We start from the raw sequence: 15,856 nt of genomic DNA, 5'->3' as shown, positions 1-15,856 counted from the left end.
AGAATAGTATTTGTTATAATATGAAAAATAATCTAAAAAGGAAGGAAAGTTTTTTAAATGTTAGCTTTACTCAATTTTAGATCACTTAAAATGCGTATTCTAAGTGTATTTATTATTTTACTAGTATTTCTTGCTATATTTGCAGGTTACAATTTTTTCTCTAATACGCAAATGGAAAATAAAGCAGAATCCCTCGTAGAAGAAGATATTGTTATCTTAAACGCAAGTCAAAATTTAGCCACTTCAGTGAGTGTTCGATTATCCGCAGCATTAAGTTATGTAATTACAGGTGATGCTACTTACATAGATGTGTTTAATGAATATCGTAAACTGGCAGAAGAAAATAACGCCATCATTGAGCAATATGTGAATACAGAAGAACGGAATAAGTTAGTCGAAACGGCACGCACATGGAGTAATGGGGTAGAAAATGATGTATTTGCTGTGTACCAAAGCGGTGATGCAGAACAGGCACTTAAAAACTTAACGGCGATTAACAGTCTTGTCACAGAAGTTCGAACGGGTTATGAGCAAATTGCGAGTGAACGAGCACAGAGCATTGAAACAGTTGGAAATGATGTAGTACAGACAAGTTCAAATAATAAAATAATAGGGCTAGTCGTTAGTTTAGCCATCACTGTAATTGGTATTGTATTAGCGATGTTAACAGCGAATCAAATTTCAAGACCAATCCAAGCAGTAGCAGATCGAATGCAACAGCTAGCAGATGGTCATTTAGGCAATGAACCGTTACAGGTAGGGCAACGTCGTGATGAAGTGGGTACATTAATGACAGCAGCAAATGGTATGAATGATAAGTTAAAATCCACAATTCAATCGATTTCTGAAGTTTCTGTAACCGTTGCTTCAAGCAGTGAAGAGTTAGCACAATCTTCAAATGAAGTAAAAACAGGAGCAGAGCAAGTCGTCTATACAATGCAGGAGCTTGCGGCGGGTACAGAAACACAAGCATCAACTGCTGGAGACTTAGCGGAAGCGATGCGTACATTTTCACATCGTATTCAAGAAACAACGCAAGAAGGTATTGAACTAAAAAATCATTCCAATGAGGTTCAAAAGTTAACGGAATCTGGTAAAGGGTTGATGATGAGCTCAACAGATCAAATGTCTACCATCAATGAGATTGTATTAGAGTCAGTTCGCAAAGTAGAGGACCTCAATGAGCAATCAGCAGAAATTTCAAAACTTGTATCTGTTATTGACGATATTTCAAATCAAACGAACTTACTTGCACTAAATGCCGCTATTGAAGCAGCACGTGCAGGAGAGCATGGGAAAGGGTTCGCGGTTGTAGCAGATGAAGTACGTAAGCTGGCAGAGCAAGTACAATTCTCAGTAGCAGATATTTCAGCGATTGTAAGCCGTATCCAACAAGAAACAGGGAATGTCACGCGTTCACTGCAAGATGGCTATAATGAAGTGAAAAAAGGAACGGAACAAATTACTGAAACAAATGAAACGTTTAATGATATTTCTGGGGCTGTAGAATATATGATTAAGAGTATCGATACGATTGCAGCTAACTTAAATAATGTATTAGCAAGTACAGAAGAAATCGGTACATCCATTGACGAGATTGCATCCATTTCTGAGGAATCGGCTGCTGGTGTAGAACAGACGACAGCCACGACAGAGGAAACGGTAAGCACGATGGAAGAAGTCGTAAGAAGTGCCGATCAATTAGCGGCTTTAGCTGAACAATTGAATGCAGAAGTACAACAATTTAAATTGTAATGATCAATCCACCTCCGTAAGCGAGGTGGATTTTTGTAATTTGGGATTAATCTATATTTCATGTGCCTTTTCTTTAGTTGTTTCTTCCATTAGTCTTGTCACTTTATCTAATTTCATATGGAGTAATTGGTTTTGTTTGTGTAATTTCATTAGTTCTGTTTGTACACTATCCAGCTCATTGACAATCGCATTGTTTTCTGTTTCCAGCTCTGTAGATAGTTTTTGCGCGTTATTGACAAGTTCCCCGAAGAAGATATTTGCCACAATAAATGCACTGGAAATAATGAAGCTTGCAAAATACATCCACGCCCAGCTATGTGTGTCGAAAATTGGGCGGAATATGGCACTTGCCCATGATTCAAGCGTAAATACTTGGAATAATGTTAACAGTGAGAGCTGCAAATTTCCAAAATACTCAGGAGATGTGTTACCAAAAAACAGGGTACCGATAATGCTATAAATATAAAACATAATCATCATCAAAAATAAAGTACTCCCCATAATTGGAATAGACATAAATAAAGCATTGACGATTCTACGTAATGAAGGGAAGGTCGATAATGTTCGTAGTATACGTAGCACACGTAAAATACGTAGGACACTAATAAAGCTTGAGCCGATAAAAAGAAGACTGAGTGCTACAATCGTAAAATCAAATACATTCCAACCATTTACAAAGAATTTTCCTTTATAAACGATTATTTTTAATATAATCTCGATTGTAAAAATACTCAGTAAAGCAATATCAAACACTTTGAAAAACATTTGGTTATCATTATAAATCGTTGGATACGTTTCTAGACCAATCAAAATAGCATTAATAACAATGAATGTCATAATAGCCTTTGAAAAGAGTGGGTGTTCAACAAAAGCTTTTAAATTCATAAAAAATCGACCTTTCTATTTTTCCTGGATATAAAATTAATGTAAACACACGAATATTAAAATTAGGTAAAACACTTGAAATTTTTTTGGTCAATAAAAAAGCGTAAACGATTCCTTATAAAGTAATCGATTACACCGGTTAGAAAAAGGTTTATTTTCGCTTATAGAAAAGGCCGAGTGTGTGGGGACCAGCATGTACCGATAGTGCCGTACCAGCATAGGCTTCGATGACTTCATGAAACTGTACATATTGAATAACCGAAGCTTTCACTTGTTCAACGATTTCAGGTGGACACATCGAATGTGTAATAAATAATCGACTATAATCGATATCTCTATTGTTTTGTAATCGGTCTTTTATATAGTTTTCTAAGCATTTTAAAAGAGGACCACGATATTTTTTACCTACTATCATTTCTCCATTCCTTACTTCAATCGCAGGTTTAATTTTTAATAATGTTGTGGCAAATAGTTCAATATTTGTACAACGACCACCTTTTTTTAAATAATCTAAACGATTCATGACAAAACTTGTATCAAGCTTTGGGACAATTGCTTCAATCTTCTCGACAATTTCCTCAGCGGGATAGCCTTGTTTTGCTAATAAGGCCGCATCATATACAAGGTGCCCACTACCAGTTGAAAAATTTTGTGAATCGATAATATAGACATTATCGAAACGTTGTGCTGCCATTTTTGCATTTGCATAACAGGAAGAAAACCGAGCACCTACATTAATATGAATGACGGCCTCGTATGCTTTTGCAAATGGGGCAAAAAATTCCTCATATTCATAAATATTAATAGCCGCTGTTGTACATTTTTTATTTTCTACCTCGACATACTTAAATAGATCTTGTTGTGTGATATCGATACCATCACGGAAGTTGACGTGATCTACTAAAACATGTAACGGGGTGACTGTAATGTTTAATGCATTCAAAATGTTTGGAGGAAGGTCGCAAGTGCTATCTGCTGTAATTTTAATCAATACCATTACACCTCCGTAGTAGGATAGAGAAACGGAGTTCATCTAAATAGGTGTGTATTTATAAAGGATATGCATGAAAAGGGTAAAGATATACAAAGGCAAATTTTAAGTAAAGTTTTGATAAGAGAAAAGTGCAATAAAAAGGAAGATTTACTACTAATAAAATGTGTAAAAAATTAACATTATCTCATAGGAAACAAAAATTCGGTTATCCTAACGAAAATGGAAAAGGAGGTTTGGTCTCTTGGAGCGATATATTGTTCCCTTTTTGGCATTAATTATGTTGGGGAACACTGTTTTTTCAACGAGTGCATCAGCAAATGAAGAGCCATCTCAGGAAGAAACTTTGGAGCAACGCCTCGCGCATTACGTACATTTCGGAGAGTTACTTGTTCCTTGGTACTTTTTAGCTGCTGTTGACCAATACGAACGAAATATACAATCGGTTCGTTCTGATATTCCGAAGCGCGACAGTCTAATCGCTATCCAGTTTTCAGAGGAATACTGGTCGGGTCCATTAAATCCATCAAGTGACGATACATCTCCCGTGACGATCGGTTATTTTGGTGGGATGGGACTGGATGGAAATAGTGATGGCGTGGCAAGTCGTGATGATGATGAAGATATCCTCTTTACGATGGCGAGCTATTTAGGACAATTTGGATTAGGGGAAGAAAACTTTAAATTAGCGCTGTGGGAATATTACCAAAGTGAAAAAGCCGTGAACCAAATTGTCACGATGGCAAAGCTCTATAAACATTATAATACGATTGATTTAGATACACATGCCTTTCCAATTCCCGTAAAGCATCATTATAGTTATAAAGGAACGTGGGGTGCTAATCGAGGCTGGGGTGGAAGAAGGATTCATGAAGGGACCGATATTTTCGCTAGCTATGGCACGCCTGTTTTATCAACCTCGTATGGTATTGTGGAAGTAATGGGATGGAATGACTTCGGTGGATGGCGTATCGGTGTACGGGACAACCATAATTCATATCATTATTATGCCCACCTCGCCTATTATAACGAAGGCATTAAAGTAGGAGATATCGTCGAGCCAGGTACAATCCTTGGTTATGTGGGGAGTTCTGGCTATGGGAAAGAGGGCACATCAGGTAAATTCCCACCGCACTTACATTACGGTATTTATAAATTTAATGGGCGAACAGAATGGGCATTTGACCCATACCCATCCCTCAAACAATGGGAACGACAATCTAAAGCAGCAGCAAAATAATGTAAAATTAAAACCAGCACTGCTTGTGCTGGTTTTGTTTGATATATTTTATAAATAATCGTTGAAAATGTTTATGATGATGCATTCGTGATTTTATTTTTTTGTTTCATGCGAGCCCAAATAACAACAGGCACTAAAAGTAAGGCTAAGTAAGTACCGATAAATCCTAAATAAGCATAGCTTGAATAGGCGACTACGACACCAGATAATAGACTACCAGCTGATCCTCCTAGGGCTACCCATACGTCGACGGAGCCTTGCGTTTTGGCACGGTTGTGAATCGTCGTGGAGTCGATAATAATGGCTGTCCCACTAATTAAGCCAAAATTCCAACCTAATCCTAATAACATGAGTGCAATGGCGAGCCAAAGTAGGGAATCACCTGGTGCGAAAGCGGCTAACAAGCCTGCTAATGCTAATGTAATACCAGAAGCAATGACGACAAATGTGCGTCCCACTTTATCAACAAGTAATCCCGTACCGAGTGACGGTAAATACATCGCCGCAACGTGTAATCCAATGACCATGCCGATCGCGCTTAAGCTACTGCCATGTCCTTGCATATGAATCGGTGTCATCGTCATAATCGCAACCATAATCACATGTGACAGTACTAATACAAGGGCTCCAACAAAAATACCAATACGATTTACGTTATGTTGTACGACGTTGGCTGTCTTCGTTGTTTTCATCTGTTGCTGTTCTTGTTGTTCTGCGATCGCTTTCGCCACAAGTAATGGATCAGGACGCAAATAAATGAACAATGTCAGACCAGCTAAAATATAAGCCACTGCCGCTAACATAAACGGTCCAGTTAAAGCGGGCATACCGAAAGCTATTGCTACTTTCCCCATCGGTGTCACTAAATTTGGACCTGCAACGGCGCCAAATGTTGTAGCAACCATGGCGATACTTGTCGCTGTGGCGCGCTGCTTTTCATTGGCCAAATCGGTTCCTGCATAGCGTGCCTGTAAGTTTGTCGAAGTACCTGCCCCGTAAATAAATAACGCAATAAATAATAATGCGACACTATTGATATTGGCCGCAAATATGACACCGATTGCCCCAATCCCTCCAGCGATGAAGCCAAAAGAGAGCCCGTATCGACGTCCTAACCGTTGTGAAAGTCGTCCTACAATAAATGCGGCTAGTGCTGAACCGAGTGTAAACAGTGCAGAAGGTAAGCCAGCAAAGCTTTCCGTTCCTAACATATCTTTTGCTAGTAAAGCACCTACTGTAATTCCCGCTGCAAGCCCTGCCCCGCCAAATATTTGAGACATCAATACGATGATTAATGTCCGTTTATAAAGTTTTTGCTGTGCAGCAGTTGAGCTAATATATTGATCGAACACAGCGGAATTCTTTTGATTCATGAAATCGACTCCCTTCTACACCTTATATCTAACAAGGTATAAAACTGCTACACACGATGGTGATCAGCTCGCCATGTTTGGATAGCTTGTTTAATATCTGTTGGTGATAGGTTTTCTGTTAACGTTCTTTCTACTAGTTGTACATACTCTTCATCAGATGCAAAACGTAATGCGATTAGTTGTTGCGTTGTAATGCGATTGTCGATACGTTTATTTGTTAACATATAGTAGCGCAATTGTTCTTCTGTACGAATTAAACGATCTTGTAGTGTTAACGCATAAATACGCGCAAGCATACCTGGAATAATGGCTAATATTACGACACCTAGTAAAAGGAGCAATGCTAATGAAAATGTTTTATGCATAACATTATAAACTATGTATATGATAATAGACAAAAGCATAACAAAGCTTAATGGTAGCCAGACAAAATGCTGTAATGGATGAAATCTCGTATGATTTGCTGCGGATTGCTGTTTCATTTCTTCACCTCCTATTATACCTATACGGGTATTATATAGATTTATAGATGAAGAAGCGATTAATTTGTTTGCGCTTGTATGTTTGATGAGTACTTATAAGCACAATAAAAAGAGGCAAGGATGATTGCCTCTTTGTAAAACAACTGCACTTAAATTAAAAATACAGCGACGATTGTTGTAACAATTAATCCAATGACAACAGGGATAAGGTTTCTCCGGGCAAGCTCGAATGGACTGACGTTACAAATGGCCGCGGCTGGGATGAGTGCCCACGGAATCAGTGTCCCACCACCAACCCAAATGGCCGCAATTTGACCAAGTGCTGTTAATGTAGCAGTGCCTTCTCCAATCGCAGTCCCGAATAAATTACCGATGGATCCAACGAGTGAGATGCCTGAAAACCCAGAGCCATCTAATCCTGTGATAGCGCCTACTCCTGTTAGCGTTATAACGGCGATTTCTTTAGTGAGCGGGACAATTGCAGCTAAAGCCACACCAAGATCATTCACAATGCCGTGAGATGTTTTTGGTAAATAGTCTCCGATAATGGTTGTGAAGCCGGAGTCACCGAGATAGAAAAAAGCCGCAATCGGAATAACAGGACCGAACACTTTAAAGCCAAATTGAAAACCTTTAACAAAGTAATTGGTTGTTTCCTCAAGCCCTTTCTTTTTATGAGCAACGATACAAAGCACAAGTAAAATGAATACCGATGTACCGCCTACTAAAGCAGTGGCATCTCCGCCTTGTAAGTTGAATAGAGCCATTGCGACTACATCTAAAATAAATGCTACAGGAATTAAAATCGCAAAAAATCGTTTTTGTGTCATCGTGAGTAAATCTTCTGTTTTTTCTTGCTCGACTTCGCCTTCATACGTTCCGACTAATTGTAGTTTTCCGCGTTTCATATCGCGTCTTAATAAGAAATAGGCAACAACTGTTGTGACAACGCCCATTGTAATGACAAGTGGTATGCTCGCGGAAACAACATCAGCTACTGGAATCCCCGCTGCATCTGCTGTTAGCTTTGGTGCTCCTTGAATGACGAAATCACTCGACAATGCAATTCCGTGACCAAACAAGTTCATTGCTACAGCAACACCAAGTGCCGGAAGTCCAGCTCGTATTGCAACGGGGAGTAGCACAGCCCCTAAAAGTGCTACAGCTGGGGATGGCCAGAAGAACCAAGAAATGATCATCATTAAAATCCCAATCGTCCAATACGCCAGTGTGGGATTTTTAATGATTTTTGTAAATGGTGCGACCATCACTTCATTAATGCCTGTTTTCGCGAGAACACGGCTCATCGCCACAATAATGGAAATGATAAGAATGGTTGATAGTAGCTCGGTAATGGCATAAATGAAGCTATTAAACACCCCACTAATGGAAGCCGTCAAATCCCCGGTAGCTACCATCGCAATAACGAAAATCCCTAAAATACAAATGAGCGTTGTATCGAGTCGTTTCACCATAAATCCTATGATGAGGACGATGAATACAATATATATCCAATGGAGAGCCACTAACTCAATCCCCATAATCTCCCTCTTCTCCTTTTTGTATAGCATATGGAGAGAAAAGATAGGTGGTGAGCGCCTAAAATAATAAATAATTTTGAGAGCTTTAGGGGAAAAGCCTAGTTTCTTCTTATTTGAAAGCAATGTATTTCGAGATATACTACTTAGTATTTGCCCCTTAGTTATTCGCATATCATCAAAGCTAGATCAAGGATTTTTTTCTAATGGATTGTACCTGTACTCTTAAGACCAGCAGTAATTGTTAAGTTTATTTCTGCATTTTTGTATGCTTCCTGCCATTCAGCGTCACTCATTCGTTTATTATGAAGTGTAGATCCTCGATACTTCAAACTGAAGCCAAGCGGATCATAACCTTTATTAAGCATATCTGTAAGGAAGGACGTAATTCTCTTTTTCCCTTCTTTCTCCAATAAATCACTATAATAGGGGAGTTCTTCAGCTTTCAAATGATTTTTGGACTCTGATATATAACCATATAAACTTAAGTCTATATGGAGGCGAATTCGATGATCGGTTAACACTTCTAATTTTAATTTTGAATCGATGTTATCAATTTTAGCAATAATATACTGCTCCTCTTCATTGATAACGAAATCAGCCACCCCTACATTATTTGCTAGTAGATTCAAATTGAATGTATTGATGGAATTGAGTTCGTAAGGTTTTTCTATCTCTGATAATATCAAAGACTTATTGATTTCGAAATGTGATTTGTCCTGACCGATTTCTACGATAGGGAGAACGGGATTTAACCCATTTTCTAACATCCTTCTTCGAAAATCGAATAAAAAAGTGGTAATAATATAAGGACTTTCTGTACCGTTATCATCAAAGTAGTTGAATAGTGTTGGATACGCAGACTTTTCATCTTTAGGAACCATCTTTAGAATTTTCTCTGCAGAAGGTCGCCCTACTGTAACCCAAGCTATCATTTGAATATCAGGTCTTCTTAACAAAAAGTCTAAAATTTCTTTGGATTTTTGTTCTTTTATCAATTCTTCTCCTATGACGATTAACTTTGTATGTCCAAATTCTAGTTCTTTGTCTGAATATGTTTCTAACAGCCGAATAGCTTCTGATAAGGTTTCCCCATTTTTTGTAATATAAGTATAATCGGGTTGGGGGGATTGCTTGAAAGAACTTGTAGGGATATATAACTTTAAAGTCACTTTATAAGGTTTTTCTGAATCATCTGATTTATCAATCCCAATCATAGAAATAAATACATTCTTATCAATATCTTTAAACTCACAACCAGATAACACTACAAGTAAGAGAAATAGTAAAGGAAACAGTATTCTATACTTACTCTGCCTCTTCAACATATTTCATCCTCCTCTTTATATAGACAAACAGAAATATCATTGCTGGGAAAAATATTATTAATACGTTATAAAATATATTGGTGAATTGAAATAACGAATTCTCATCGAATATAAGAACAAATAGAATAGAGAAACCGATAAAGAATGTTACTGGAAGGAATATACCTAGTTTCTTATCCTTCCATTTAATTTTTTCTAAGTTGAATATATATTTTAAAAGCTCAAAGGATACATGCCAGTGAATTAAAATACTTAAAAAGGCAATAGCCAAATAATATAATAAAAAAATATATAAAACACGCTCGATTAATAAATACTTCATCCGTAGCGAGTCACTAGTAGAAATCCAAGGATAAACAAGATGTTCAATATTGTTGAAACCGTTAAATCCAATTGGGATAAAATAGGTAGTAAATAAGGTTATTATTGCTATGACAGCAATAGCCAATATTTGCTTCCATCCATATTTTTGTTTCTGCGTGAAGAAACGGTTAAAGATGAAAAGGTTAGATGCCCCTAAAAATAGAAAGAAACAGGCAGAAAATGCATTTATATTAGGGATTTGATTGACATACGAAGCCGCCTCTTTTATGAAGCCCCACATTAAATTTTCGTTCAAGTAGGCTACAAAAAATATCAATAAAATTAGAGGGAAAGTGAGTAACAACACAATTTCAACCGTATAAAACACGCGGTCCGTTTTCATTAGACAGCCAAAAATTACGGACAGGATAATTGATAAGCAAATTTGGATAATCGGCATTTCAGGTGTTAGAAAACGAATCAGGAGAAACGTATACGTAACTAATGTAATCATCCCTGCGATAAACCACATAATAGCTAACAAAAACAGGAAAGGGTTATAAAACCACTTGGCTGTCGTTTTTTGTAATAGATCTGGTAGAGTTTTCCCAGGGAATTCATTGAAAAAACGGGTATAGATGGATACAAGAATGATACCTGCAAGCAATCCAAGAATCATAGCTGACACAGCCCCATCCTCACGATGATGCAGGAGAATAACAGGAACAAAGGCAATAATATTCGCCATCATATTAATGAGGATTAAGTAATAATAAAATCGACTCATATCTGCCCCTCCTCTGATTCATTTTTTTGGAAATTATAAATTCTTAAGTAGGGTTCGCCGAAGCTATTCAAATTAATTAAGTACATGATTAAAGTCAGGAATCCTAATACGAGACCAGCTAACCCGAAGACGCTTGTGATTAATAAAAGTATCAATCGTAATATCCTCACAGTAAATGCCATTTCATTAACAGGAATGACAAAAGTAGCAATAGCAACTGCGGCAACGAGAATGACCATTATATTAGATGCTAGAGCCGCCTCTGTTACAGCTGTTCCTAAAATTAACCCTCCTACGGTAGTAGCTGTAGCACTTACTGCTTTTGGGAGTCGAATACTCGCTTCCAATAAAAGTTCCATAAAGAAAAGCATGAAAAGTACTTCAGCAAACGACGAGAACGGTACTCCCATACGGCTACCAGCAACAGTCAAAGTCAATTCAGTTTTTAACACTTCAGGGGCAAATGAAATAATTCCTACATACAATCCTGGTAGAAGAAGGCTAATAAGTAGCCCAAAATATCGAAGGAGCCTGACAAATAATGAAATCCATAATGTATGATAATTATCTTCCATTGTTGTCATGAAATCGAAAAATATGGCTGGAACAGCTAGTGATTGGGAATTCCCATCTACCAAGAGGATTACTTTGCCACCAGCTAAATTATAGATAATACGATCAGGGCGTTCTGTCATAATCATTTGAGGAAATAGAGAGAAACGTTTCTTATTTAGGAAATTATTTAATTGAGTAGTCGCTGTAATAATTTGCTTATCCACCTGTTGAAGCTTCTCTCTAATTTCTTCTAATACAGCGCTATTCACTTTATCTTTATCGTATATTATCGCTGTTTTTTGTTGATTGACCTCCCCCTTTGTAAAATATTCAATGTTTAACGATGATTGATGATAATAGGAACGAATTACGTTAATATTAGTCATTAAATTATCACTTAATGCTAGTTGTGATCCATGAATCGTTGTTTCTATATTTGTATTGGAGATTGCATCATTGCTGGATAATTTTAAGTCAATTAAATATAAATCATTTTGAATGACGACTAATGAGCTACCGCTAGTTAGCTCAAATAGTGCCTGTGCTTTAGATTCGACTTCTTGAAAGTATGGTAATGCAGTTAAGTATGACGTAAATTGATTTTCGGACTGCATTTCAAAAAAAGGTTTTATTATTACTTTTTGAAGTAATTCCTGATCTATAAGCGATTTTACGTAAAATAATACGGCAAGTTTATTTTCATATTCTAAGGTCTTCTTAGTTAATTCATTTGTACCTTTGAATTGTTCAACAATCCACAAAAGCATTTCCTTTGAAGACATTTTCGTATCCTCCCATCTTTTATAGTAGTCATAATTATTTAATAGGCTATCCAATAAAGAACAATGCAATTCAGTGTGGTGATTATATTTCCTCATGATTGCTTCGTCGTGATTTCGACTGTACTCTTTTTAAAAGTACGTATTTTTAATAAGAGTTTTTTTACAATTTGTGTGAAGGACAAATGAAAAGAGGCTTCCTTTTTAGGGAAGCCTCTAGGTGACACTTATCATTCATGAAACGTAACGTGGCGGATCATCCTGTGATTTTGAATCTTTTGCGCCAGATTTACTCATCGTAGTAACCCTCCTGTTTCATGATCGATTAGAAGTGGAACCGAACTTAGTATGACCTACTAGCCGTTATTTATTCATGAATGTATTACATGTTTTTATCAAATAATCACTGCCTGCTTGTAGGCGAAATGAAAATTTAAAAGTACTATCTTTTTTCTTTTAAAATGAGTTGCGAGACACACTCCACATGACTCGTCTGAGGGAACATGTCTACTGGTTGAATGTATTTTACGTCATAAAGCTTTGAGAGCTCTTTTAAATCCTTCGTCAGTGTGGAAGGGTTACAAGATGTATACACAATGCGTTTTGGTTGAATCTTTAATACGGTTTTAATAAAGCTTGGCGCGAGACCTGTACGCGGTGGGTCAACCGTTACGACATCTGGTGTAAAGCCTTCACGGCGCCAGCGAGCTAACCAGTCTTCAGCTGACCCTGTATAGTAGCGGGCATGCTTAAAGCCGTGGTTACGTGCATTCGCTTTTGCGTCTTGAATGCTTTCCGGTACGATGTCCATGCCGCGCACTTCTTTCGCTTCGCCAGCTAGCCATAAACCAATTGTACCAACGCCGCAGTACGCGTCTACAACCGTTTCTTTCCCTGTCAGCGCGGCAGCTTTTTTAATTTCATTATATAAATGAACAGTTTGTTCAGGATTTAGTTGGAAAAATGCACGAGACGATAAATCAAACGCTAATTCACCTAATTCTTCGTGAATCGTTTCTTTGCCGTCTAGTACAATCGTTTCATCACCAAAAATCAGTGACGTTTTTTCACGGTTAATGTTTTGTGTAATCGAGACAATCGCAGGGTGTAGCTTCTTCATACGGGCAATAAACTCTTCTTTATGCGGGAATTCATTGCGTGTTGTGACGATACAAAGCTGTGTTTCACCTGTGCGCATGCCTGTACGGACGACGATTGTACGGACGAGACCGTTTAATGTTTTCCCGTCATAAATCGTCACCCCTAGTTTTTGTAATGTTTTACGCGCATCTACTGTAATACGCGATGTAATCGGGTGCTGCACTAAGCAATCGTTAATGTTTAACAGCTTATTTGAGCCTTCTGTGAAAAGACCAGCATATACACGCTTACCTTCTTTTCGTACTTGGAACTGACTTTTGTTGCGATAATTCCATGGATTGTCCATGCCAAGTGTTGGGCGAATTTCTGTATGTTCTGCGATATCGCGCGCGTATTTTTCCATCGCTTGTACAACGATATCTCGTTTATTTAAAAGCTGAGCCTCGTATGTCATATGTTGCAATTGACAGCCACCACATTGTTCATACACAGCGCATGGTGGCTCTTGACGAGATTCACTCCGTTTCCGGATTGTTAAAATTTCTGCTTCTGCAAAATTACGCTGAAGCTTTGTCACTTTCACCGTTACTTCTTCTCCAGGAATAGCGCCTTTGACGAATACGACATTGCGTTTGTAAAAGCCAACACCTTCTCCATTAATGCCGAGCCGTTTAATCGTTAACGGAAATTTTTGACCGATTTCCATTGTTACTTGATTCATTGCCTTCACGTCCTTTAAGTTCATCGCATTATTATAACGGACGGAAGAGCGAAAGAAAAGGAAGCAGGTGGAACTAAATTATTTTTTATATAAATCATCTAATGAACCGAATGTATATCCTTGTGCTTTCGCATCTTTAATAAATTTCGGAATGGCATCGGCATTATCTTCCGCAACCGTGTGCATTAAAATAATTGCCCCTGGATGAAGCTGCTTCATAAGTTCGTTGTAGGCATAGTCTCCACCACGGCGTACATCCTTTTCCCAGTCTTTAAAAGCAATCGACCAGAAAATATGGCGGTATTCATGCTTTAACCCCGCAGCGAGCACCGCTTCATTGTAGACGCCTTCTGGTGGACGGGTATAGTATGTGCGTTCAACGCCCGCTACTTCTTTTAGCTTTTTATCGAAATTTTTCCATTCTGTCACCATTTGCTCTTCGGATAAACGAGCCATGTTCGGATGTTTATCGGAATGGTTGCCGATAATATGTCCGTCTTTTACCATTCGTTTCACTAAATCAGAGGCACTCGTTACGTAATGACCTGTTAAGAAAAAGGTAGCCGGGACATCCTCTTCTTTTAGTGCATCCAAAATCCTTTCCGTAAAGCCGTTTTCGTATCCGTTGTCAAAAGTTAAGTAAATCGTTTTGGATTCTGGATCACCACGGTAAATAGCGTCATATTTCGTCAGCATATTTTCAAGCTCACTGCCAATTTCAATTTGTGCCCCACCAGATGCTTTTTTGAATCCCCAGTGCAGCTCATCCGCAAAAGCAAAGGATACGATGGAAAACAAAATGATGGTTATACTAACAGCAAGACCAATCGTTTTTTTCATAAAAAAATGCAACCTCCTTTTTACAAGTAGGTTGCGACCGTATCGTTTTACTATACATGGATTTTCATGGTGTGAATGTGAAAGGGAGTTGAAAAATTTTTAACAGATAAAAAAGTGTAAGGTTTATGGATATCCATATAAGAAAGACATCATCTCGAACTAGTTCAGTCGAGATATGTCTTTCTAAGAGTGATTGAATTTTCTATATTTATACATTATACAAATCAACAATGGCCTCTTCTAAGGATGAAAATTTAAATTCGTAACCTGATTGTAGCAGTTTTTCAGGGACGACATACTGTCCTTCTAATACAAGCTGACTTTTTTCACCGAGCGCTAGTTTTAATGCAAAGCTTGGAACAGGGAGCCAGTGTGGACGATTTAAAGCATGCCCGACTGTTTTTCCAAATTTTTTCATCCTTTTTGCATTCGGTGATGTAACATTGATTGGTCCTTCTAGTTCAGGTTTTTCGATTGCATGAATGATGGCCCCACACACATCATCCACATGAATCCAAGATAGCCATTGTTCACCTGAGCCTACTGTGCCACCAACAAACAGCTGATAGGGCAAGGCAACTAATGGTAGTGCGCCAGCATCCCGTGCTAATACTACACCAAGCCTCATTAAACAAACGCGAACTCCTAACGTAGCTGCGCGACTCGCTCGCTCCTCCCAATCAGCTACTGTTTTTCCCAGGAAATTTTTTTCCAAAATTACTTCGTTTTCTGTATAAACATTCGATGTAGAAGATGGATAAATACCGATTGCACTTGCGTTGACAAGTACTTGTGGCTTTGTTTCTAAATTTTCAATGATGCGAATGACTTCATCCGTTGCGTTCATTCGACTATTATAAATGGCACTTTTTCGTTCTTCTGTCCAGCGTCCTTCATTTAATGAGACACCTGCTAAATTGACGAATGCATCAATACCTTCTAACTCTTTTTCAGGTGTTTCGCCACCGAGCCATTTTACATAGCGAATGCTATTTTCTTCTTTTGTTTTCCCTCGCGTTAAGACAATTACTTCATCGCCACGTGCTTTTAATAATGCACATAGTCTTTTGCCAACTAATCCTGTACCACCTGAAATTGCTACTTTCATTTTCAGCACCTCCAAAGCTTTTCTTTCCCTATTATATCCAATCGTGAAACGTTTCGTAAAAATATGTATA

Annotated in this window: 13 protein-coding genes; 2 read left to right on the top strand and 11 right to left on the bottom strand. The window is 38.0% G+C overall.

Annotated elements, in window-relative coordinates; all coding sequences use genetic code 11:
* The first annotated feature begins 90 nt into the window (after positions 1–90).
* Positions 91–1,755, top strand: a complete 1,665-nt coding sequence (locus tag AAGS61_RS18515) for a methyl-accepting chemotaxis protein (RefSeq protein WP_391375392.1) — start codon at positions 91–93, stop codon at positions 1,753–1,755.
* 51 nt (positions 1,756–1,806) lie between these two features.
* Here AAGS61_RS18515 and AAGS61_RS18510 read toward each other — a convergent pair whose 3' ends face one another.
* Together AAGS61_RS18510 and AAGS61_RS18505 are read right to left on the bottom strand one after the other, a co-directional pair.
* On the bottom strand, positions 1,807–2,640 hold the full coding sequence (locus AAGS61_RS18510) for an ion transporter (RefSeq protein ID WP_391375389.1): 834 nt from the start codon (positions 2,638–2,640) through the stop codon (positions 1,807–1,809).
* Between the two features lie 151 nt (positions 2,641–2,791).
* Positions 2,792–3,631 (bottom strand): DegV family protein, encoded by an 840-nt coding sequence (locus AAGS61_RS18505; RefSeq protein ID WP_391375386.1) that lies wholly within the window; start codon positions 3,629–3,631, stop codon positions 2,792–2,794.
* 280 nt (positions 3,632–3,911) lie between these two features.
* Between AAGS61_RS18505 and AAGS61_RS18500 the strand changes: the two genes are divergently transcribed.
* Positions 3,912–4,871, top strand: a complete 960-nt coding sequence (locus AAGS61_RS18500) for a M23 family metallopeptidase (protein ID WP_391375516.1) — start codon at positions 3,912–3,914, stop codon at positions 4,869–4,871.
* Between the two features lie 71 nt (positions 4,872–4,942).
* Here the strand turns inward: AAGS61_RS18500 and AAGS61_RS18495 are convergent, their stop codons facing one another.
* The 9 genes from AAGS61_RS18495 to AAGS61_RS18455 form a co-directional block, all read right to left on the bottom strand.
* Entirely contained in the window at positions 4,943–6,244 is a 1,302-nt protein-coding gene (locus AAGS61_RS18495) for an MFS transporter (protein ID WP_391375384.1), read from the bottom strand.
* Between the two features lie 47 nt (positions 6,245–6,291).
* Entirely contained in the window at positions 6,292–6,726 is a 435-nt protein-coding gene (locus AAGS61_RS18490; RefSeq protein WP_391375381.1) for a DUF6526 family protein, read from the bottom strand.
* Positions 6,727–6,875: 149 nt separating this feature from the next.
* Positions 6,876–8,267 carry a hypothetical protein gene (locus AAGS61_RS18485; protein ID WP_391375378.1) on the bottom strand — a complete coding sequence of 464 codons (1,392 nt, stop codon included), beginning with the start codon at positions 8,265–8,267 and terminating at the stop codon, positions 6,876–6,878.
* A gap of 200 nt (positions 8,268–8,467) precedes the next feature.
* A complete protein-coding gene (locus tag AAGS61_RS18480) occupies positions 8,468–9,592 on the bottom strand; it encodes a Ger(x)C family spore germination protein (protein WP_391375375.1) in 1,125 nt (374 codons plus the stop codon).
* Positions 9,573–10,682, bottom strand: a complete 1,110-nt coding sequence (locus AAGS61_RS18475; protein WP_391375373.1) for a GerAB/ArcD/ProY family transporter — start codon at positions 10,680–10,682, stop codon at positions 9,573–9,575. The genes AAGS61_RS18480 and AAGS61_RS18475 overlap by 20 nt, the downstream gene beginning before the upstream one ends.
* Entirely contained in the window at positions 10,679–12,019 is a 1,341-nt protein-coding gene (locus AAGS61_RS18470; protein ID WP_391375370.1) for a spore germination protein, read from the bottom strand. Before AAGS61_RS18470 ends, AAGS61_RS18475 begins: the two co-directional genes overlap by 4 nt.
* Before the next feature lie 439 nt (positions 12,020–12,458).
* Complete coding sequence (rlmD, locus tag AAGS61_RS18465) at positions 12,459–13,838, bottom strand: 23S rRNA (uracil(1939)-C(5))-methyltransferase RlmD (RefSeq protein WP_391375368.1); 1,380 nt, start codon at positions 13,836–13,838, stop codon at positions 12,459–12,461.
* Between the two features lie 78 nt (positions 13,839–13,916).
* Entirely contained in the window at positions 13,917–14,678 is a 762-nt protein-coding gene (locus tag AAGS61_RS18460) for a polysaccharide deacetylase family protein (protein WP_391375365.1), read from the bottom strand.
* A 208-nt stretch (positions 14,679–14,886) separates the two neighbouring features.
* Positions 14,887–15,786 carry a TIGR01777 family oxidoreductase gene (locus AAGS61_RS18455; RefSeq protein WP_391375362.1) on the bottom strand — a complete coding sequence of 300 codons (900 nt, stop codon included), beginning with the start codon at positions 15,784–15,786 and terminating at the stop codon, positions 14,887–14,889.
* Between the last annotated feature and the right edge of the window lie 70 nt (positions 15,787–15,856).

Source organism: Lysinibacillus sp. KU-BSD001, assembly GCF_042920265.1.
Taxonomy (GTDB): Bacteria; Bacillota; Bacilli; order Bacillales_A; family Planococcaceae; genus Lysinibacillus_B.
The sequence above is the reverse complement of the archived record's forward strand: the minus strand, read 5'-3'. Positions and strand labels throughout refer to the sequence as shown.

Bases quoted from the DNA above. Each gene is read 5' to 3' on its own strand.
- AAGS61_RS18515 (WP_391375392.1), top strand. From the start codon at position 91: ATGCGTATTCTAAGTGTATTTATTATTTTACTAGTATTTCTTGCTATA.
- AAGS61_RS18510 (WP_391375389.1), bottom strand. From the start codon at position 2,640: ATGAATTTAAAAGCTTTTGTTGAACACCCACTCTTTTCAAAGGCTATT.
- AAGS61_RS18500 (WP_391375516.1), top strand. From the start codon at position 3,912: ATGTTGGGGAACACTGTTTTTTCAACGAGTGCATCAGCAAATGAAGAG.
- AAGS61_RS18495 (WP_391375384.1), bottom strand. From the start codon at position 6,244: ATGAATCAAAAGAATTCCGCTGTGTTCGATCAATATATTAGCTCAACT.
- AAGS61_RS18490 (WP_391375381.1), bottom strand. From the start codon at position 6,726: ATGAAACAGCAATCCGCAGCAAATCATACGAGATTTCATCCATTACAG.
- AAGS61_RS18485 (WP_391375378.1), bottom strand. From the start codon at position 8,267: ATGGGGATTGAGTTAGTGGCTCTCCATTGGATATATATTGTATTCATC.
- AAGS61_RS18480 (WP_391375375.1), bottom strand. From the start codon at position 9,592: ATGTTGAAGAGGCAGAGTAAGTATAGAATACTGTTTCCTTTACTATTT.
- AAGS61_RS18475 (WP_391375373.1), bottom strand. From the start codon at position 10,682: ATGAGTCGATTTTATTATTACTTAATCCTCATTAATATGATGGCGAAT.
- AAGS61_RS18470 (WP_391375370.1), bottom strand. From the start codon at position 12,019: ATGTCTTCAAAGGAAATGCTTTTGTGGATTGTTGAACAATTCAAAGGT.
- rlmD (WP_391375368.1), bottom strand. From the start codon at position 13,838: ATGAATCAAGTAACAATGGAAATCGGTCAAAAATTTCCGTTAACGATT.
- AAGS61_RS18460 (WP_391375365.1), bottom strand. From the start codon at position 14,678: ATGAAAAAAACGATTGGTCTTGCTGTTAGTATAACCATCATTTTGTTT.
- AAGS61_RS18455 (WP_391375362.1), bottom strand. From the start codon at position 15,786: ATGAAAGTAGCAATTTCAGGTGGTACAGGATTAGTTGGCAAAAGACTA.